Raw genomic sequence first — 19216 nt, forward strand, 5'->3', positions numbered from 1 at the left:
AGCAACCGCCGATTTAAAGCAGAGAAACACAGATAAACGCAGATAATTGAAGCAAGTGAAAGCAATTGAATGCAATCTTGTCTATTGGAAGCGATCGACTTTGCCGACGATTTGGCAATCATCTGCCAGTCGTTGTGTAATTTGTTGCCAAAAATATATAACTAAAAAAGAGGAAAAAGGCTTCAGGGGCGCTATAATTTGATTAATATCGGGCGCGAAAGATAGAAAGAGTTTCTGTACTAATTCGTCTGCCAGAGGGGCAAAAAATCATTAATCTAAGCTATGGATATCCGTACAGAAAATCCAGAAGATGTAGAAGCTGTTCGCAACATTAATATTGAGGCATTCGGGCGAGAAAATGAGGCTAACTTAGTCGATCGATTGCGGGGAATTGCATCTACATTTTCCTTTGTTGCGGTACAATCCGATCGCGTTGTCGGACACATGTTCTTCAGTCCGGTTGTCGTCGAAGGAAAATGTTCTAGCAATTTGTCTATTCTGGGGTTGGCACCAGTCGCAGTTCTTCCCGACTATCAGCGGCAAGGTATAGGAACGCTGCTGATTCGGGAAGGTTTAAAAGAGTGCGGCCGATCGGGATTTCAGGCAGTGGTTGTGCTCGGTCATCCAGATTTCTATTCGCGTTTTGGATTCATTCCTGCTAGTAGAAAGAGCTTAAAATGTGAATACGATGTGCCCGATGAGGCTTTTATGGTATTGGAGTTAGAAAGTGGAGCTTTGCAGGATTGCAGCGGCACGGTGAAGTACCGATCGGAGTTTAGTCTATGCGAGTGACGAAGCGACAGTTTTTCTGATGATGTATCGTACCACGAACATTACACAATTGATATTGAGGAGCCAGAGTGGAAAGCTGTTGTGCTGTACTTGTCTTTGTGAAGGATAAAACTTGCACAACTATTGCCCAGAAAAGTTATTTAAACGCCCCCTTTTCCTTTCTCCCCTTTTGCACCTTGCAAAGCAAAGATCGGAGTTGGAGCAGATTTCCCCTTCAGAACAACAGATCCCAAAGCCTCGCAAATAAAGTTTAGCTCGATCGACTCATACACCCTTTCAGCAATCAAAATTTGGTTTTCCCCCGCCTTGCTCATCAACCGAGCCGCCGTATTCACCGTATCGCCGAGGATATTAAACTCCCTGCGCCCTCGCGGTTCCCCAACCTCAGCAGCAAACACCGGCCCCCGGGACAGCCCAATTTGACAGCTTACTTTTACTTCTTCACCCGCGATAATTACCAGAGGCAAGCCTGCAATGATATCTCGGATCGCAATCGCCGCACTAGCCGCGCGGCTGGCGTCATCCGTGTGAGCGTCGGGCACGCCAAAATAAATCAGCATATCCGAACCGTCTAAGTGCGCCGTTACTTTTTGCAACACGCCCCCTTTAGCTGAGACTACAGCATCGATCGACGCAAACACCCGAGAATAACTCACTACCAGATTGACTTCTTCCTCCGGGGAAGCTTTCTCCACAGACTCCGGTAAACCAATCAAGTTGACAAACATCACTGTCGGTTCAGGAAAATCCGGCGGGATTTTCCGCCGGTCTGCATTTTCAACCAGCAGTCTTAGGATAGTGTTGGGAATATAACTAGCAAGGGGTTCAAGGCGATTCACAGCTTCCCCGATTTCTTTTACCAAGCCCGCAACGCTGCGATCGAGCAATACCGAACTCGGCATCCGCCGCCGAGTCAAAGTGATATCATACTCTCCGAGTCGATCATCCGTAAAATCGTCCGCCACCAAAAAATAACCCTGTTTCGCGGGTTCAAAACGAAATTGATCTCCCAGAGACTCTCTAGCAGTTTCAGTCACACACACCCGCCCCACAGTTCCAGAACCCTCAGCTTGCTTGGCTTGCTGGACTGAATGCCCCAGCAGTACGTGGGCCATCCGCAGCGGGGTACCAATGTCAGCACTAATATAGCGACCGCAGTGGATGCCCACGCGCATCCTCAAAGACAAAACACCCCGCGCCGTTTCAATATTGGCAAATTCAGCCATCGCCCGCTGCATCCGCAAACCCGCCCGCACCGCCCTGGCTGTATCCTCTTGGTAAACTCCTGATAGAAACTGCACCAGCATGGCATCTCCGGTAAACTCCAGCAAATCCCCGCCCGATTTGCTGACAATTTCAATCATCGAGGCAAAATAGTCGTTAATCACGCCCAGCAGACTTTCAGCTCCCTTGCGCCCCTGGCTCGCATTCGCTTCTAACAGCGAGGTAAACCCTGCCAAATCCGTGAACAGCAAGGTGCCTGTTTGCCACTGGTAGCGCACCTCGCCCGGGTTAGGCGGAGATTCGGACACGGGTCGGGGCACGTAGTCGTGGAGGATGTAGCGCAGAGTTCGCAGGTGATCGAAAACCCCCATTAGCGTTGCGGGGGACGGATCTACCCACGCAGCAGCGTACAGTTGAGCGGAAAGGAGCGATCGCAGCCGCAGTTCAAGCGCAGCTAAGGGAGGATTGTAGGTTAATCTATTAATAATTTCCACCTAGTCTATTCTTAAAAAATAAGGTAAGTTCGATCGCTCTAGAGGCCACACCAATAGCTCGACTTAATACCATTATGATAAGTTTCCAGTGAACCCATACCAACCAAACTCAGAACCCACGATAGAAACTTCCGAAAGTCACAGTTTGCTAGCTCCCGATTTGATCCGAGCTGCTCGATCCGCCTATGGTATGTATCTAAAAGTGCATTCCGAGCAGATGCAGCGTCCGGCCGGTGTAGTTGTCAGTCAAGGAAGCGATCGAGGTCAGGTAATTTTTGCTTCACAGCCCGTTTTGTTGCCCGGTGAACGTTTTGTTACTTTTGACGAAATTGAATCTCAAATGTATTAATTGGTAATTGGTCATTAATCCTTGATAACTAATATTATGCCCGCTCCTACGATCGCAATAAAATAGGTTTCTAGTGCATACCTAAGTTTTCAGGATTTTATGAAAACTTGCATTCTTGACTATTAACACCTTTTATGATGGGTAACTGACCGGACACGCTCTAAAAAACTAACAACTAACAAGTGACACATAACCACAGTCAACAATGAAAAGTCAACAGACAAATTAATGGAAATTATCTTTAATTGCCTTGTCACGGCGATCGTCTTTATTCTCGGATCGGCTATTGGCAGTTTTCTAAATGTGGTAGTCTATCGGTTGCCTGCGGGTTTGTCAGTGATACACCCTCCTTCTCGCTGTCCCAAATGTTTAAATCAGCTCAGAACTTACGAAAATATACCCGTTTTCGGTTGGCTGTGGCTGCGGGGACGCTGCAATCACTGCCGCAGTCGGATTTCGGCCCGCTATCCGCTGGTGGAATCAGCTACGGGTTTGCTGTTTTTGCTCATCTTCTGGCGGTTTGGCGTAACAGTCCAAACTCTTGGTTTTTGGGCTTTGTTTAGCTGGCTGTTGGCTTTGTCTTTGATTGATTGCGATACAATGACTTTGCCTAATTCTTTAACTCGATCGGGTTTGGTACTCGGATTGGTTTTCCAGGTGGCAAAAGGTTGGTGGCCGACTTTTAGTTTGATCGACTCGATACAGTATCTGGTACTCGATGGGATCGCGGGAGCAGTTGTCGGGTTGTGGCTGTTTGACGCGATCGGACTCGCCGGGACGATCGGCCTGGGCCAGAATGCTATGGGCGCCGGAGATACCAAATTGGCCGCCTTGATGGGAGCTTGGCTGGGCTGGAAATACTTGCTGCTAGCGGGATTCATCGCCTGTTTAGCGGGGGCTTTTGCCGGTGGCGGGGCGATCGCCCTCGGCTTGCTCGATCGGCGTCAACCGATGCCTTTCGGCCCCTTTCTGGCTCTCGGTGCAGCAATTACTGCTCTGTGGGGCGAAGCGATCTTATCTACTTACTTGCAGTTGTTTTTCCCGAATTTTAGTTTCTGAGCGACAGGTAGTCAGGCGCGATCTAACATAATATTGTCTCAAAAATTGGTAAAATTGTTCCGTGTCTTGGATTACACTTACAACTACTAGCTTTCGTTGGGAAGCGGAATTAATGCAGCAGCTCCTGGCTGCTCATCAAATCCCGGCCCGGATTGTAGACTTGGGCATAGCATCTTATTTGGGGGCTGGAAGTGCTACAGCCTTGCAAGTTCTTCCAGAACACCAGCGAACAGCATCGCTCCTCATCAGTCCAGTTGAAGATGAGCCAGAATCTGGTGATTAGTCATTAGTCATTAGTCATTAGTCACTGAACAACTAGCAATTGACAACTAGCAACTAACAACTAACAATTACTAATTACCAATTACCAATTCCCAATTACCAATTACCAATTACCAATTACCAAGTTTTAATGTCTCTATTTGATTGGTTTGCAAATCGACGAAAATCAGTACCGAACTCCCAAGAACGGCCGGAACGAGAAATTGCGGACGGACTTTGGAATAAATGCGAAGCTTGCGGTGCCCTGAGTTATACCAAAGACCTGCGAGCAAATCAAATGGTTTGCTTGGAATGCGGGCATCATATCAGAGTTTACAGTGACGATCGCATCGAGCAGTTGATCGATCCCAATACCTGGGTGCCCCTTAACGAAGGACTGCACGCCACAGATCCCCTGAAATTTCGCGATCGCAAAAAATATAGCGATCGACTTCGAGAATTTCAAGAAAAAACAGGCCACCTAGACGCCGTAGAAACAGGCACCGGCAAACTAGAAAATTTGCCCGTGGCCCTCGGAGTCATGGAATTTCAGTTCATCGGCGGCAGCATGGGCTCAGTAGTCGGAGAAAAGCTGACTCGCCTCATCGAACACGCCACGCGGGAACGCTTGTCCGTAATCATTGTCTGCGCTTCCGGTGGTGCAAGAATGCAAGAAGGAATGCTCAGCTTGATGCAAATGGCTAAAATCTCCGGGGCTCTAGAACGCCACCGGGAAGCGAGACTGCTTTACATCCCGATTCTGACCCACCCGACCACCGGCGGCGTCACCGCCAGTTTTGCCATGCTGGGAGACATTATAATTGCAGAGCCAAAAGCTACTGTGGCGTTTACGGGCGGCCGGGTAATCGAGCAAACTCTGCGGGAAAAGTTGCCGGAAAATTATCAAACTTCCGAATACTCCTTCGCCCACGGTTTTGTAGACTTGATTGTACCCCGGACTCAATTAAAGAAAACTCTGGGTCAGCTCATCAGCCTCCACCAGCCACAGCCTTTCTTGGCCGACTCGGAATTTCCCGCCCTCAATGGCAGCGACAACCACGCTTTGCCCCCGCAAACTCACGCTTTCAAACTTTCTCCCTAAGCTGTCGCGCCGGATGATTGTCTATTGGTGAGTGCGGGACACTGAGGGAAATTGCTGAGGAATTGCTCAAAACCAGGCTTCTACCAAAAATATTTAGTTTGGTAACGAGACGTTCACGCAGAGACCGGGTTTTGAACCTCGCGCCCGCATTTCCTATTGGTAATAACGACCCAGCAGTGGGATGATATTGATCGGAAGTTGATTGGCCCTGAAGTTTGGCTGGGCAAAAATGCCTAGTCGCAGTTAGCGGTTAGTTAGCTTGCGATAGATCGAACAACATCTCAGAACAAACTAACAGAACAAGCTAACAGCGCTTTCTAAAATTGTCCGGCTTTCAGTTAATAGCCGTCAACTCAATTTTGACCTGTCAGCGACCTAAAAATTATGGGTTTTGCAGACCTGTCCATCGCAGAAATAGCAGAGGACTTCAACGTCCCTGTTGAAGACGTGATCCGCTTGTGCGATGAGTTGGAAATTGCCTACAAGCACCCTCAAACCCGTTTGGCTTTGGAGGATGTTAAGGCAATTATGTCCACTCTCGAAAAAAGGCGCGACTCAAAACTTATTGCAGATTAGCTCGCAAAATTCCTCTACCTTTAAAGGTATAGCTGCACAAACTTTCGCCAGTTGTTGCAGAATCAGGGAATTTTGAACACACATCTGTTTGCCAGGTATGATCTCTTAGCGTTCAATAATTTGCCGGATTTTTTTAAGGAGAACCATGCTTAAAAGATATTTCATTGCTCTGACCGCTGTATTCTTGAGCTTTCAGTTATTTGTCAGCAGTGCGATGGCTGTCGAACTGAGTCCTGAACTTCGCACTGTGACTTTGAATGACAAGGGTGCTCCAGTAGTGCTGAGCCTCAAACAAGTTCAGCAAGGCAAACGCCTGTTTAATTCGGCTTGCGCTCAATGTCACGCTGCGGGCATGACAAAAACTGACCCGAACGTGAATTTGAGCCCGGAAACTCTGGCTTTGGCCAACCCGCCCCGGAATAATATTGAGTCGCTGGTGGACTTTATGAAAAATCCCACCACTTATGACGGGTTTGAGGAAATTTCGGAACTGCATCCGAGCATGAAGAGCGCGGATATTTTCGCTGAGATGAGAAATCTCTCGGATGACGATTTGTACGCGATTGCCGGTCACATTCTGTTGCAGCCGAAAATTGTCTCCAAGCAGTGGGCTGGTGGCAAAGGCGCTCGCTAATCGATTTTAGATTTTAGATTTTAGATTTTGGATGTTGGATTGGGAGAGGGGTGAAGTTCGGCAAGAATTGCTGGCTGGTCGTTTTTCGCTCTAACATCTGAAATCTAAAATTTACCTCCGGCTCATTGATTATCGCAAAAGGTTGTAGTCCCTCATGCTGCGTCGTGGTGCTTTTGTCTGCTTTCTGTTGGGGATGTTAATTATTTTGCCGCTCGTGCTGTCGGCTCCTCAACCTGTTTTGGCTGCTGCCGATTCTTACGTGAATAGGTATTTACAAGCCAGCGAACCTGTGGCTCTGGAGTTGGACTCTGAGGGACATACTCGCTTGTTTTCGGCTCAGGATTTGTCTGCGGGTAAGGTATTGTTCGAGCAAAATTGCCTCAATTGTCACGTCGGAGGAGCTAATTTGCCCGATCCGACGATATCTCTGTCTTTGGCTGACCTCAAAGGGGCAACGCCTCCCCGCAACAACATCAATAGTCTGGTGGCGTATCTGAGAGAACCGATGACTTATGACGGTACTGAGGAGACTTTTTGGTGCCGCCAAGTGCCGGAAAGCTGGATGCCACAGGCTGAGATTGAAAATTTAGCGGCTTTTGTGATCCGGGCTGCTCAGAAAGCTCCGGGCTGGGGCGTGGAGAATTTTGAGAGTTGAACTGCCACTGCCAAAAAGTGGTAAATTACTCGGAAGAAGGCGATACGACTGCGCGATCGCGCCTGTTTTAACAGGTAAAATATCTAAAGAATCACCCTTTGCGTGTCCATTAGAGGAGAACTGCGTTGAAAAGACTCTTATCGATCGCCCTGTTAGCGATCGCAATTTTTACCGTCGGCTTTGGCCGCCCTGCTTTGGCAGGAGATGCCGCTAACGGAGCTAAAATCTTTAGCTCGAACTGTGCTGCTTGTCACATCGGTGGCGGCAACGTGGTTATGGCAATGAAAACCTTGAAAAAGGAAGCTCTTGAGAAGTACGGTATGAATTCTCTCGAAGCTATTACCACTCAGGTAACTAAGGGCAAAAATGCTATGCCTGCTTTCGGCGCCAAGTTGAAGCCCGAACAAATTGAGGATGTAGCAACCTACGTGCTCTCCCAATCTGAGAAAGACTGGAAAGGCTAAACTGCCTCTTGGAAGTCGGGCAGCCTGGGGGGGTTTGATTTAATTTAAAACTTGTCCTCCCGATCGCACCCTCTCTCACCCTTTGGCGAATAAATATCAGTTTGCAGCGATCTTAACCTATTTGGGAAAGCGCGCCAGAAATCCGATTTTTATTAGCTCAAGGGCGAGGGAGGGTAATTTTATTTTAGATTTTAGATTGAAGATTGAAGATTTTAGATTGAAGATTTTAGATTGAAGATTGCTAAATGCTGATTTAGTAGAAATTGTCAAGCATTTTATATTAAGATTTATTGTGGCTGCGCTTCCTAAATTAAAAGTGTGTGCTAGGATATAACCCCTTATTAGCAAAGCTTTGAAATCGAGATTAAAGTCGATATGCAAAGTGGAATCTACACCTGCCATGAACGTAAAAACATCAGCAAAAGTTAAAACTCAAGTTAAAACTCTCGGAGACGCTGCATCTGGGGCGATTGAGAAATATTTCCGCAAAAGTGTAGCGCACGAGGCTGAAGTTATCAAAGACAAAGACGCGGAAGAACTTCATCAAATGCGCGTGGGATTGAGACGTTTGCGATCGGCTGTGACTGGTTTTGCTCCGGTTTTAGATTGGCCAAAAGAGGCTTCTGAACGTAAAATTGGTAAGGTGGGGCGGATTCTGGGAACTCTCAGGGATTTGGATGTGATGCTCGAAAGTCTCCAAAACCGCTATTACCAGAATTTGCCGACTGACGAACAGGAAGTTTTAGATAAAGCTTTGTTGAATTTGCTCAAACAGCGACACCGCGCTTTGAAAGGGGTGCGGGCGATTTTAGAGCACAAAAGCTACGAATCGCTGAAGCAGTCGATCGAGAATTGGTTGGAAGAACCGCAGTTTCAGGCGATCGAACATTTGCCAATTGCTGAGGTTTTGCCAGATTTACTGTTACCTCAAGTCAGTGAGTTTTTCCTGCATCCGGCTTGGCTGTTGGGCACAGAATATGAGGATGGCAAAGTTAAAGTTGTTGATGATTTAAATGCTGAGGCTGTCGAAGAGAAGTTAGCAGCAGAGGGAACTATTCTGCACGATTTGCGGAAGCAAGCTAAGCGAGTTCGCTATTTGATGAATCTGTTTGGAGATTTTTACAGCGAGACGTACGAAGTTTATGTCGAAGATGTGAAAGCTATTCAGGAATGTTTGGGCGATATTCAAGACAGTGAAGTTTTAGGCGAGTTTCTGACAGATTTTGTCGATCGCGATCTGAAAAAAGAGTTGCCGAAGTTGGCTGGTTTGTTGGCAGAAAATCGCTACGCAGCTTGGCAAAAATGGCAGGTTTTGCAGCGCCGGTATTTGAGTTCAGAAATTCGGCAAGGTTTGCGATCTGCTTTAATTCATCCTGTGGTTGAAGATGCTGCTAAGGTTGAAGCCTCGCAGCCATAAAACACATATCCCCGAATTATAAAAGAAGCCGGGGATTTCAAAAGTGATCGCGCCTCGGGAAGGAAAAGGGCGATCGCTTTTGAGTATGCCCTAAAATAAAGGGCGATCGCACTTTACGAATATTGGGCGCTCGCCGCTCGCCGTTTGCCTTTTCTCCTATTTCACCCCTGGGAAAGAGAAAACTAGCTTTCTTGCAACAAAGTGTTATGTAAGGACGGTACTTAGTTGTAGCTTCGTTAGCTTGATAATCGATTTAGTTACTTACACCTTACTTTCGTCAGGTACATTCCACAGTTTGCACAAAATTCCCAGCTATTAGTTTTTGGATCCCACTGCATAGTACCGATGGTACTTCCACGTTTGTACTGAAAACCTTCTAACGCTTGGGTATATCCATTTGACTGGCAAAAAGCATTTGCGCCTTGCTGACGTGCCCTAGGACTTCGCCCATCAGCACCTTTTATTGCTGCATCAACTGGAATATTGTTTCCTTCCGTTGGATTTTCAAAAACACCGATATCGCTACCAGCATCACCACTAGGCTCACCAGTAGTTCCACTGCCTTGAGCGCTTTGGGCATTTACTGGGAGGTTAAAAGCAAGAGTAGAAATACTGAGACCTAGAACAAAAAAACCACCTAAAATTCGTTTCATACTTGTTTAGTGGAAATCTTCATCTAAATATTATATGTCAAAAGTTTCTTTTTGCGGGTCGGAAAACGTCTGCCGTTTTACATAATTTTTCCTCTCCCGCAGGTGGGAAAAGTCGGAAAATGTCGGCAGTGTAGGAATTTGTCCGATACAAGAGTTAAAATCCCGACATCTACCAACTTGATGGAATCTGAATAAATTTTAAAATTTGCCGACAACCTAGTTTTCACTAAGACCGGAAAACACCTCGATAACGTGCAAGAGGCTATATTGCGATGTACTTGGCCACGTCAGAAATACCCAAAAAGTGCTTAGCAATTACATCGTAGCGAGAGTCATGTTAGGGAGGTTGCCTCGGAATTATGGAAAATATTCTCGGAGGTATGAGGTGAAAACGTTAATAAATTAATTTTTTGATCCACCTTAGAAAGGTCGCACTTTTCTATAATTCTATAGGCCGATTTTTTTAATATGTCAATATTAATAATGTCAATATATTCTCGCCAGGGAAGATGAGATGTAAGTAGTAAGGTGCGCGGCCGGGCGCACCCTACAAGTGACTGGGTATCACGACTGCAACCACTTCATAAACTTATTCGTCGCAGTACCAATAGATTCTCCGACTTGTTTCTTCAAACGCCACCGCTGAAACGCTTGTTCGTAATCTTCGCTTTCAGTTTGATAAACATTCCAAGCATTCAGCGACAATCCCAAGCCCCACGTTAGTAAAATGAACAGCGACCAAGAAAGCTCGTGCGACGCTGCTAGATTAAATAAAACTAAAAAAGTATTGATAATGCCGTACTTGGTCACATTTTTCTGCAATTTGCGACGACGGTAAGAGTTAAAAACCTGTTTTTCTTGAACTTCTCCTCTATTGGCTAACCATTGCTGTTCCGCCGCCAGAATATCCTGTTCGGAAATGCCCAATTCCGCTGCAATCTCGAAAAGCTGCACTCTGGATAATTCCCCTTCATCCTGTCGCCGCGCGATCGCAAGCTGTAAAATACCCTGAGCATCCTCTGAACCGTAAATGTGATTTATTTGACTTTCATTTGTCGCCATAATAGATTTCCTATAATACCTGACATACTTTCTATGATAGATATAGGCGTACTTAAACGACAGGTAGTGACATTGGGGGATTTCAACACCCGGACATTTGAGTGAGCGAGACTCCTCACTATGGTAGTGGAATCTAAAAACCAATATACTACCTCAAATTGAAACTAATTAATTTCCCGAACTTTGACTAAGTTTGCTATCTCGTTTCAACATAAATTGATAAAATATCCCAAACAAAACCACGGCAATCATTCCCACAACTAAAGAACCTTCACCCTCATGCCAATATTTAAACAAATCTAGGCGATTAGATGCAACTAACAATGCCATTCCCGCCACTCGAAAAACATTAATAATAAAACCAAAAATAACAGCGACACCTATGACTAAAGCCTTATTTTGTTTAGTAGGGAACATCAACAAACAAACAACAGCTAAACCTAATAAGTAATTCATTGCCTCTATACCCGAACAACCCCCATTTACCAACACCCTTCCGGTCGGTAAAGCCACATAATTACCGTCCCGTGTTACATCAAAACCGATATACCACAAAGAATAATAAGCAAATTTAGCAGTAAGCGAGGTAATAAAATCCACTAAAGGTAACGTAATGACACTGGGGACGCCATGAAAAAATAGTATTACCAATTCACGCCAATATAGTTTTAAGTTATGAAAACCTACCGCAAGTAGGCTCAAACCTAAACCCGACAAAAAAGGTGCAAGTCTTAAAAAAGGATCAAATTTACTGGAAACCACAGCACTTTTAAATAAAATAATAGCTATTAATAGCGTCCCTGCTACTCTCGATAAGAGGTCACTTTTTATCTCACTCTGTTTGAGAATATCCTGGTTGTCCCAAAGCAGGGAACCCACAGCGCACCAAAAAACTATACTCATCCAAAAATGAGCAATATCGTCCAGTTTCCACAGAAGTGTCATATTCAGAGTTACTAAAGCTGTGGCGATAATGATGAGCCAAAAAAGTTTTCTCTTGAACATTTTAGATATTAGTTATTAGTTGATTGATGAGAGCCATACTTCGGACAGTTTGTGATTGTCAACCGTAGAATAAAGGTTTCCAGTCGATGCGGCAGTCGAAGTACCAACGAAAAATCCAGGGTTGCCGACTCGGAACTAAAAACAGTCCAGACTATTGTTAGATCATATCATAAAAATAGTAGGGGATGTAAACAACTCATTAGCTTGAACTCCTCCTACGGAAAGGACTCGGAGGATTTGAAGAGGGCTGTAAATCTTTGAGATGAGGTTAGTAGAGATTCAGGAATTTGATGGGTAGTAAAACTCAGATGCAACCCATAGCTCAGCATTAGGACACCTATGGAAAAGACTGCTACTAGAAATGATTGGTTGGGTGCCTAGCACTGACTTACTCAGGCGGTGTAAGCAAAAACTAACAACGAAGTGAATCAACAATAATTAAAAATAAGTAGTCTTAATGAGGCTTGGGTTTCTTGAGAGTAGACGCAATTGGTACAGCGCATGGTGTGACACTGAGATTTGAGTAAATAAGGCTGAGCGAGTTAGATATTGAGCAATGCTCCATGGTGATTATCTCCTTTTAAAGAATCTCAGTGCCTTTATAGCAATCCTCGCATCATTTGTAAATTTCTTACTTCCGAGCAAGCGGGTTCGGGGCGGGTTGGGGTGGGGTAAAAAATTTACGACTCCTGCAAGGGTTGCTATATATGGGAAATGCTTCAAAAACGGCCTTACGGTAGTTGTTAAATGTGCTGTCTAGGGGCGATTTGACGGGAGCATCTCAATGAAAGCAGACAAGCTAGAAATTGGAGTTGGGAGGCAGGTGGAAAGAGGAAGAAGGAAGGAGCCGGAAGAAGTGTTTTTACAAATATGAGATGCTCCCTTGAGATAGGCTTCCAAGTCCGAGGTTTTCACGGTGGCGCGCTATCAGAGACTAAAAAACCTGATTTCATCAAGAAACCAGGTTTTTATATAGAACATAAAATAATCAGTTTGGCATCAAGCCAGAATCGAAAACGAGTTCAAACGATCGCCTATTCAGCTTTTTGAGCCTGAGCGCGTTGTTTTTTGAACATAGTACCAAACCCAACAGCGGCTCCAGCAGCAAGCATTGTTAAAGGTTCAGGAGTAGCTTCAGTGTTGCTAGTGCTGCTGATGTAAGAATCGCTGGCACCATTGGGTAAGGCTTGAACGTGCAAACCTAATTTTAAGGCACCGGTATTCAAAGCGGAAACTACGTTAGCATAATTTCCAGTGAACCGCACTCCCAAACTTTCGCTACCTTGGACAGCCCATTTATTACCAGCACCATTATCTCTTATGAAGGCATAGTCTGTGGTGAAGCCAGTACCACCTTGAGGCAACTGATCGCTACCAGCACCACCACTAAAGGCTACATCACCAGTGTTATTAATGTTAGCCACGGCATTAGACAGATAGCCATTATCATCAAAGAGAACTTTACCGATAAACATACTAGGGGATGCGGCATTTCCCGAGTTGAAGATGTTAAAAAGAACTGACGTACCCTCGTCAACTACGTCAAATGAAAAGCTATTTGCATAGGCATCTCCAACCGTGTCGCCACCAGCGATATTACCAAAGCTGAAGGCGGATGCAGGTGCGGCGGATACTGCACTAAGAGTGGCGACACCGGCAACAGCTAAAATATATTTGACTACGTTTAATTGCAATTTCATGGTTGACACCTTTATTTTTAAGTTGAGTTGAAGCAGGTTTTTTTCCTTCACATATTCAATTTAAACCACAGCACAAGTTAATGCAAGTGGTTTAGATAAAGATTCGATGAAGATTCAGAATACGCTTGTTGGATTTAGCCAAAGTGCCTAAATAGATGAGTTCTAGCTAGCCATTTGCTATGGCTTACATCAAAAAATAGGGGTGCTGCCATCCGGATTTTAGTCCTGACTTTTCTCTATTTCAAAAAGCTATAACCCACCTTCCTAACCTGAGTTTTTACACAGCATAATTACTGATAAAACTATTTTTAAGCTCTAAATTATGCCTTTAAAAAAATTTTGATCCGTTAATGTACGGTAGAAAAGTTTAAGTGATAGCTTGATTGCTGGGTAAAAATAGGTAAAAACCGATGGTGACAGTTGAAACTGCCGAATGTGGGCTATAACTCAGGACAAAATCTTGGATCGTATTCGGTGCGTCGATTCTCGCTTTCCGATTCAGCAACAAGCGCCATTTAGACTCATATGTTGCACGATTACCAAGAACCGGCTCTGGGGCCGGTTCCACAAAGAATGAGTTTTCTTGTGGGGAGTAGGGGGTGGGCAGGAGATCCCGCCGAAAACAGGCTTATAGGTCATGGTGCAACATCTCAGTTTAGAGACCAATGGTTTCGGTGGTCGTTATTATCTGTGACGCCGGAACTTTGACCGACTAAAAGGACGACTCGACTTTCTGGGACATAGTTTTTGGAACGCCTATGCGGTAGAAGCGGCGCTGGTAGTTACCTAAAAATGTCGGCGTTGCACAATTTGAGGATGATTCTTGTGGGGTGTCCCGCCTGCAGTGAAAATACACGCCTGCGGGCTAGGAGAGCCCATCCCACAAAAAAATCAAAATCATCCGGCAATTAGGCAACGCCAAAATGTCGGGACTAACAATTATATTTCTGGGTCTGCTTGCGCTAAAAATTTCTTAATATTATTTTGTGGAAAAAAGTCAATTCCTAGATTTGACGGTGACAAGCAAGTTGAAAGACTTGACGCAGTAAGGGTTTGAGCTGCTTGTCTTCAAAAAAATGTGTGCGTGCGATCGCTACTTTTGAGACTTCCTACACGATCGAATGAGGATCGTTGGCGATCGCTACCATCAAAATTGTCAATAGACTTGTGATAATTGCTACTCTCTTGAGGGACGTTGAAGAGCCTAAACCCTCTACATCTCAATGTTTCAGTGGCTTTCTCACTCCGTCAATTCCCAAATTCAGTTTGGCACTGTTTGAGGACAGCAGGAGGAACCCTCGCAGTCAGCAAAAATTTTCCCAGCCGTTGATTGAAGATTCTTCGAGATGGACTCATTTGACATCTAAATTATCAGCGATCATCTGAAAACACGATGATCGGCAACAACTCAGCTAAAACATCTCGCGCTAAACTGCTAGAGCACTGACAAGCTTACCTAGCAAAAGTTCAAGGGGATTTGATTGTGGTCAACCGTCTTAGTCAATCCCAAAGCCTTTTTCTGCGAAAACACGCTGAAAATCCGATCGACTGTTGGGCCTGGTGCGACGAAGCCTGAGAAAGGGCCGTCCGGGAAAATAAACCGATTTTCCTGTCAATTCGCTATTCTAGCTGCCACTGGTGTAGGGTGACGGCAGGTGAAGCATTTTGCGATCGCGCGATCGCAAGCTGTAAAATACCTTGAGCATCCTCTGAACCGTAAACTTGACTTATTTGAGTTTCATGAGTTGCCATAACGAGTTTTCGATAATTTAAGAAATTATTTCTCTCATACATATAACTGCAGTTAAACCGCAGGTAGGAATAGGTGGGGGATTTCAACACCCTTTTAAGAAAAGGCTTTCCGGCCTGTTCCACAACAGAGTTTACTTATTGTGGAACAGGCCGGAAAGCCTGTTCCCGATCGAGGAAAAAATACCAATAACTAACCCAAAGTATACATCCAGCCATCCCTCGCACAAATCCTCACAATTCCGTCCCAAACTACAGGCGTCGCCTCAAATGACAAACCCGGCTTAAATCTCCCCGATTCTATTACTTTCAAACGGTAAAACTCCCCTTTAGCATTTTTCAACGCATTCTGATCCCCCGCCTTCGCTCGTTCCCAATTCAAATTGAACAAATAAACACCGTTGTATCCCGCACTGATCAGTTTATTACCGTCGGTAAAAATCGGAGTCGAAATTGAAGAACCAATCGCTTTTTTAAATACTATTACTGGAGTATCGTAAGACTGGTTACGCCAAGGAACAGAAGTTTTTTGGCCTGTAATCATATCCTGGGAACCGATGTACAAATTGCCGTCGATCGCATTTGTGGCAAACAGCGCCGGAAAATCCCCTGAATTGTACTCGTCATTCAACGCCACAGAGCCAATTATCCCGCCTTCCCAGCTAGAAAGTCGGCGATTTCCGGTAGGCAAAAACCATTCGACGCTGGCATTCGGTTCTCTGTTGGGATTTAGCTTCAGCACTCCGCCGTTGCCCTGAATGTATTGTTTTTCAATCGCACAAAAAAGTTTTCCTGATTTAGAAATTACAGCACTTCCATCCAAATCCGAACCAGTATAAAAATCCCAGACTATCTTTTTAGTTTCAATGCTAATACCGTAAATATGACCGGAACCAGCAGCTATAAATATTCGATCTTTGAGCCTTGATGGCGATGATTCCGCGACCAGGTTTCCCCTGTGCTTGCTGATATCTCCGGCTACATAAAGCTGTACTTCTGACAAGATACTTGGCTGCTTGATGCCTTGTTTTATTTTTGCCTGGCTTGTGGAACTATCGAGAAAATAGCCGATCGCATTTTCCCCCGCATTGAACAAAACTCCACCGCCGATGTCCAAAGCGCTGCTGTCATTATCCCGGCTGTAGCTGGGCGTTTTCCTGATGTCCAATTTCCAAAGTTCCTTGCCAGTTCTAAAAGATATTGCCCTAAAACTCGGCACAACATTTTTGCCACCACCGCCGCTGCGGCTGCCTTGCAAAATCACAATTCTGTTTTCGGCGCTGGCTTTTTCATCGATATAAATTGTTGATGAACCTTTGATTATATCATCAAATTTATAGCGCCAAACTTCTTTATTGGTAGCAATATCTATTTTTCGCAAATTGTGGTCATAAGCACCTATAATTAAATAAGTTTTTCCCCCGTCTCTGGTAATTGTCGGCTGTCCAGTCCAACCGGCTCCGCTCCAAACTACAGACCGCCTTCCCAGAAAAGTCCTGCCGCTTCCTAGCTCAAATTTGTCGATTAACTTCAAGCTTTTCGGAACACCTCTGCCGTAGAACCGACGCTTGTCGTTACCTAAAAATGTTGGGACTAATAATTCTATTTCTGGGTCTGCTTTAGTCAGAAAATTGTTAAGATTAGTGTCTAATAAAGCTTGTTCCGAGGAGGCAGTTTGGCTCAGTTTGATAACAGCAGGAGGAACAGCAGCACTCAGCAAAAATTGCCCCAGCTGTTGATTGAAGGTTCTCCGAGATGATAAGCTCATGTTAGATCGAGATAATCAGCCATAATATTAAAACATAATTATCAGCAACAACTCAACTAAAACATCTCGCGCTAAACTGCTAGAGAAGTGACAAGCTTATTCAGCACGAGTTAAAGTGGATTTGATTATGGTCAACCGTCTTGCTCAATCCCAAAGCCTTTACCTGCGGAAACACGCCGAAAATCCGATCGACTGGTGGCCCTGGTGCGACGAAGCCTTAGAAACGGCCAGAAGCGAAAATAAACCGATTTTCCTGTCAATTGGCTACTCTAGCTGCCACTGGTGTACGGTGATGGAAGGGGAAGCATTTTCCGATCGCGCGATCGCCGAATACATGAATTCGCATTTTATACCGATAAAAGTCGATCGCGAAGAACGCCCGGATATCGACAGCATTTATATGCAAACCTTGCAAATGATGACCGGTCAAGGCGGTTGGCCACTCAACGTTTTTCTTACTCCAGACGAGCGAGTTCCGTTCTACGGAGGCACTTATTTCCCCGTAGAACCGCGCTACGGACGCCCCGGCTTTTTAGACGTTTTGCAAGCAATTCGCCGCTTTTACGATACAGAAAAAGGCAAAGTAGAAGCCTTCAAAGCTGAGATTTTAGGCAACCTCCAACAGACGGCTGCGCTGTCAGGAGTAACCGCCGAATTAAATCGCGAAATCTTTCAAAAAGGCTTAGAAATCAACACCGGAATTATTGCGGGCAGCAACCCCGGCCCCAGTTTTCCGATGATACCTTATGCTGAGTTAGCACTGCGGGGAACGCGATTTAATTTTGAATCAAAATACGACAGCAAACAAGTCTGCACTCAGCGCGGATTAGACTTAGCATTGGGTGGCATTTACGATCACGTAGGCGGCGGATTTCACCGCTATACGGTTGATGCGACTTGGACTGTACCACACTTTGAAAAAATGCTCTACGACAACGGTCAAATTGTTGAGTATTTAGCAAATTTGTGGAGCGCGGGAATACAAGAACCTGCTTTTGAAACTGCGATCGCGGGGACAGTAGAATGGTTGAAGCGAGAAATGACCGCGCCAACAGGCTATTTTTATGCCGCACAGGATGCTGACAGTTTTAACACTTCTGAAGAATTTGAACCGGAAGAAGGAGCATTTTATGTCTGGACTTATGCCGAACTGGAAGAACTGTTAACTGCTGAGGAATTAACGGAAATTAAAGCACAGTTTACTGTTAGTCGCAGCGGCAATTTTGAAGGTCAAAATGTATTGCAGCGCCGCCATCCAGGCAAACTGAGCGAGACGGTAGAAACGGCTTTGGCTAAACTATTTCAAGTTCGCTACGGTGGCAATCCCGATACTGTCAAAACCTTTCCGCCAGCCCGCAACAATCAGGAGGCTAAAAACGACAGTTGGCCGGGTAGAATTCCCGCCGTTACTGACACGAAAATGATTGCTGCTTGGAATAGCTTAATGATTTCGGGTTTAGCCCGCGCTGCGGCGGTTTTTGGAAATTTAGAATATTTGGAATTAGCTGTGAAAGCTGCTAATTTTATTTTAGAAAATCAGTGGACGGATGGGCGGTTTCAGCGGTTGAATTATGACGGACAATCTGCTGTAACCGCGCAGTCGGAAGATTATGCTTTGTTTGTGAAAGCTCTGTTGGATTTGCACCAAGCGAGTTTGACTTTAGGCAACGGGGAAGAGGAAAAACAGTTGCCAAATTCTCAGTTTTGGTTGGAGAAAGCTGTGCAGGTGCAAGAAGAGTTTGATGAGTTTTTGTGGAGCGTGGAATTGGGAGGATATTACAATACTGCTAAGGATGCTAGCGGAGATTTGTTGGTGCGGGAACGCAGCTATATAGACAATGCAACTCCGGCGGCGAATGGAATTGCGATCGCCTCTTTGGTTCGTCTCGCACTGTTGGGGCAAAATTTGGAATATCTCGATCGCGCGCAGCAAGGTTTGCAAGCTTTCAGCAGTATTGTACAAGATGCTCCGCAAGCTTGTCCGAGTCTACTTTCGGCGATCGATTGGTATCAGCACTCTACCCTAATTCGCACGACTCCCGATCGAATTTCTGGCTTGATTTTGCAGTATTATCCGACTGCTGTCTGTCAGATTGAGGCTGATTTGCCTGAAGGTGTTATCGGGTTAGTTTGCGAGTGTTTAACTTGCAAGGAACCGGCGAAAAGTCAAGACCGGTTGTTGGAGGAAATTTTGCAAAGTCAAACGCGGGTTTAGTACCAATACTGTCTATATTATTGAACGGCGAAGACAC

General features: G+C 45.2%; 19 protein-coding genes and 1 pseudogene. 13 read left to right on the plus strand and 7 right to left on the minus strand.

Going from position 1 to position 19216, the window contains the following annotated elements:
* Nucleotides 1-282: 282 nt before the first annotated feature.
* On the plus strand, nucleotides 283-792 hold the full coding sequence (locus QUA27_RS12900) for a GNAT family N-acetyltransferase (RefSeq protein ID WP_333068397.1): 510 nt from the start codon (nucleotides 283-285) through the stop codon (nucleotides 790-792).
* Between the two features lie 140 nt (nucleotides 793-932).
* Here QUA27_RS12900 and QUA27_RS12905 read toward each other — a convergent pair whose 3' ends face one another.
* Nucleotides 933-2510, minus strand: coding sequence for an adenylate/guanylate cyclase domain-containing protein (locus QUA27_RS12905; RefSeq protein WP_333068398.1), 1578 nt, complete (start codon nucleotides 2508-2510; stop codon nucleotides 933-935).
* A gap of 88 nt (nucleotides 2511-2598) precedes the next feature.
* Here QUA27_RS12905 and QUA27_RS12910 point away from each other — a divergent pair, with 88 nt between their 5' ends.
* From QUA27_RS12910 to QUA27_RS12950, 9 genes are all read left to right on the plus strand, one after another.
* Entirely contained in the window at nucleotides 2599-2859 is a 261-nt protein-coding gene (locus QUA27_RS12910; protein WP_333068399.1) for a hypothetical protein, read from the plus strand.
* Between the two features lie 228 nt (nucleotides 2860-3087).
* Nucleotides 3088-3918 (plus strand): prepilin peptidase, encoded by an 831-nt coding sequence (locus QUA27_RS12915; RefSeq protein ID WP_333068400.1) that lies wholly within the window; start codon nucleotides 3088-3090, stop codon nucleotides 3916-3918.
* 61 nt (nucleotides 3919-3979) lie between these two features.
* Nucleotides 3980-4201, plus strand: coding sequence for a hypothetical protein (locus QUA27_RS12920; RefSeq protein ID WP_333068401.1), 222 nt, complete (start codon nucleotides 3980-3982; stop codon nucleotides 4199-4201).
* A gap of 129 nt (nucleotides 4202-4330) precedes the next feature.
* Nucleotides 4331-5281: an acetyl-CoA carboxylase, carboxyltransferase subunit beta gene (accD, locus tag QUA27_RS12925; RefSeq protein ID WP_333068402.1), complete on the plus strand. Its 951-nt coding sequence runs from the start codon at nucleotides 4331-4333 to the stop codon at nucleotides 5279-5281.
* A 384-nt stretch (nucleotides 5282-5665) separates the two neighbouring features.
* The gene (locus tag QUA27_RS12930) at nucleotides 5666-5857 is read left to right on the plus strand and encodes a translation initiation factor IF-2 (RefSeq protein WP_333068403.1); all 192 of its coding nucleotides are present in this window, start codon (nucleotides 5666-5668) and stop codon (nucleotides 5855-5857) included.
* A gap of 145 nt (nucleotides 5858-6002) precedes the next feature.
* On the plus strand, nucleotides 6003-6491 hold the full coding sequence (gene psbV / locus QUA27_RS12935; protein ID WP_333035576.1) for a photosystem II cytochrome c-550: 489 nt from the start codon (nucleotides 6003-6005) through the stop codon (nucleotides 6489-6491).
* 154 nt (nucleotides 6492-6645) lie between these two features.
* Nucleotides 6646-7146 (plus strand): photosystem II cytochrome PsbV2, encoded by a 501-nt coding sequence (gene psbV2, locus QUA27_RS12940; RefSeq protein ID WP_333068404.1) that lies wholly within the window; start codon nucleotides 6646-6648, stop codon nucleotides 7144-7146.
* 125 nt (nucleotides 7147-7271) lie between these two features.
* Entirely contained in the window at nucleotides 7272-7610 is a 339-nt protein-coding gene (gene petJ, locus QUA27_RS12945) for a cytochrome c6 PetJ (RefSeq protein WP_333068405.1), read from the plus strand.
* Between the two features lie 400 nt (nucleotides 7611-8010).
* Nucleotides 8011-9027 (plus strand): CHAD domain-containing protein, encoded by a 1017-nt coding sequence (locus QUA27_RS12950; protein ID WP_333068406.1) that lies wholly within the window; start codon nucleotides 8011-8013, stop codon nucleotides 9025-9027.
* A gap of 257 nt (nucleotides 9028-9284) precedes the next feature.
* Here the strand turns inward: QUA27_RS12950 and QUA27_RS12955 are convergent, their stop codons facing one another.
* Complete coding sequence (locus QUA27_RS12955) at nucleotides 9285-9680, minus strand: hypothetical protein (protein ID WP_333068407.1); 396 nt, start codon at nucleotides 9678-9680, stop codon at nucleotides 9285-9287.
* A gap of 195 nt (nucleotides 9681-9875) precedes the next feature.
* On the opposite strand from QUA27_RS12955, the gene QUA27_RS27630 reads away from it, so the two are divergent.
* Entirely contained in the window at nucleotides 9876-9992 is a 117-nt protein-coding gene (locus QUA27_RS27630) for a helix-turn-helix domain-containing protein (protein WP_510175258.1), read from the plus strand.
* Between the two features lie 252 nt (nucleotides 9993-10244).
* Here QUA27_RS27630 and QUA27_RS12960 read toward each other — a convergent pair whose 3' ends face one another.
* From QUA27_RS12960 to QUA27_RS12970, 3 genes are all read right to left on the minus strand, one after another.
* Nucleotides 10245-10742, minus strand: coding sequence for a 2TM domain-containing protein (locus QUA27_RS12960; protein WP_333068408.1), 498 nt, complete (start codon nucleotides 10740-10742; stop codon nucleotides 10245-10247).
* Nucleotides 10743-10910: 168 nt separating this feature from the next.
* Nucleotides 10911-11747: a cyanoexosortase A gene (gene crtA / locus QUA27_RS12965; RefSeq protein WP_333068409.1), complete on the minus strand. Its 837-nt coding sequence runs from the start codon at nucleotides 11745-11747 to the stop codon at nucleotides 10911-10913.
* Between the two features lie 1034 nt (nucleotides 11748-12781).
* The gene (locus QUA27_RS12970; RefSeq protein WP_333068411.1) at nucleotides 12782-13498 is read right to left on the minus strand and encodes a PEP-CTERM sorting domain-containing protein; all 717 of its coding nucleotides are present in this window, start codon (nucleotides 13496-13498) and stop codon (nucleotides 12782-12784) included.
* Nucleotides 13499-14930: 1432 nt separating this feature from the next.
* Between QUA27_RS12970 and QUA27_RS27405 the strand changes: the two are divergent.
* A pseudogene (locus QUA27_RS27405) lies at nucleotides 14931-15131 on the plus strand (DUF255 domain-containing protein); the annotation flags it as partial.
* Here QUA27_RS27405 and QUA27_RS12975 read toward each other — a convergent pair.
* Both QUA27_RS12975 and QUA27_RS12980 read right to left on the minus strand, forming a co-directional pair.
* Nucleotides 15068-15199, minus strand: coding sequence for a hypothetical protein (locus QUA27_RS12975; RefSeq protein WP_333068412.1), 132 nt, complete (start codon nucleotides 15197-15199; stop codon nucleotides 15068-15070). The pseudogene QUA27_RS27405 and the gene QUA27_RS12975 overlap by 64 nt on opposite strands.
* 190 nt (nucleotides 15200-15389) lie before the next feature.
* The gene (locus QUA27_RS12980) at nucleotides 15390-16964 is read right to left on the minus strand and encodes an outer membrane protein assembly factor BamB family protein (protein WP_333068414.1); all 1575 of its coding nucleotides are present in this window, start codon (nucleotides 16962-16964) and stop codon (nucleotides 15390-15392) included.
* A gap of 127 nt (nucleotides 16965-17091) precedes the next feature.
* Here QUA27_RS12980 and QUA27_RS12985 point away from each other — a divergent pair, with 127 nt between their 5' ends.
* Nucleotides 17092-19179: a thioredoxin domain-containing protein gene (locus tag QUA27_RS12985; protein ID WP_333068415.1), complete on the plus strand. Its 2088-nt coding sequence runs from the start codon at nucleotides 17092-17094 to the stop codon at nucleotides 19177-19179.
* Nucleotides 19180-19216: the final 37 nt, after the last annotated feature.

Origin of the sequence: Microcoleus harperi Pol14_C6 (genome assembly GCF_036701295.1) — a bacterium.
GTDB lineage: Bacteria > Cyanobacteriota > Cyanobacteriia > Cyanobacteriales > Microcoleaceae > Microcoleus.

Coding starts and splice junctions, on each gene's coding strand:
- accD (WP_333068402.1), top strand. CDS start 4,331: ATGTCTCTATTTGATTGGTTTGCAAATCGACGAAAATCAGTACCGAAC.
- psbV (WP_333035576.1), top strand. CDS start 6,003: ATGCTTAAAAGATATTTCATTGCTCTGACCGCTGTATTCTTGAGCTTT.
- psbV2 (WP_333068404.1), top strand. CDS start 6,646: ATGCTGCGTCGTGGTGCTTTTGTCTGCTTTCTGTTGGGGATGTTAATT.
- crtA (WP_333068409.1), bottom strand. CDS start 11,747: ATGTTCAAGAGAAAACTTTTTTGGCTCATCATTATCGCCACAGCTTTA.
- QUA27_RS12975 (WP_333068412.1), bottom strand. CDS start 15,199: ATGGCAACTCATGAAACTCAAATAAGTCAAGTTTACGGTTCAGAGGAT.
- QUA27_RS12900 (WP_333068397.1), top strand. CDS start 283: ATGGATATCCGTACAGAAAATCCAGAAGATGTAGAAGCTGTTCGCAAC.
- QUA27_RS12960 (WP_333068408.1), bottom strand. CDS start 10,742: ATGGCGACAAATGAAAGTCAAATAAATCACATTTACGGTTCAGAGGAT.
- QUA27_RS12915 (WP_333068400.1), top strand. CDS start 3,088: ATGGAAATTATCTTTAATTGCCTTGTCACGGCGATCGTCTTTATTCTC.
- QUA27_RS12980 (WP_333068414.1), bottom strand. CDS start 16,964: ATGAGCTTATCATCTCGGAGAACCTTCAATCAACAGCTGGGGCAATTT.
- QUA27_RS12985 (WP_333068415.1), top strand. CDS start 17,092: ATGGTCAACCGTCTTGCTCAATCCCAAAGCCTTTACCTGCGGAAACAC.
- QUA27_RS12955 (WP_333068407.1), bottom strand. CDS start 9,680: ATGAAACGAATTTTAGGTGGTTTTTTTGTTCTAGGTCTCAGTATTTCT.
- QUA27_RS12930 (WP_333068403.1), top strand. CDS start 5,666: ATGGGTTTTGCAGACCTGTCCATCGCAGAAATAGCAGAGGACTTCAAC.
- QUA27_RS12950 (WP_333068406.1), top strand. CDS start 8,011: ATGAACGTAAAAACATCAGCAAAAGTTAAAACTCAAGTTAAAACTCTC.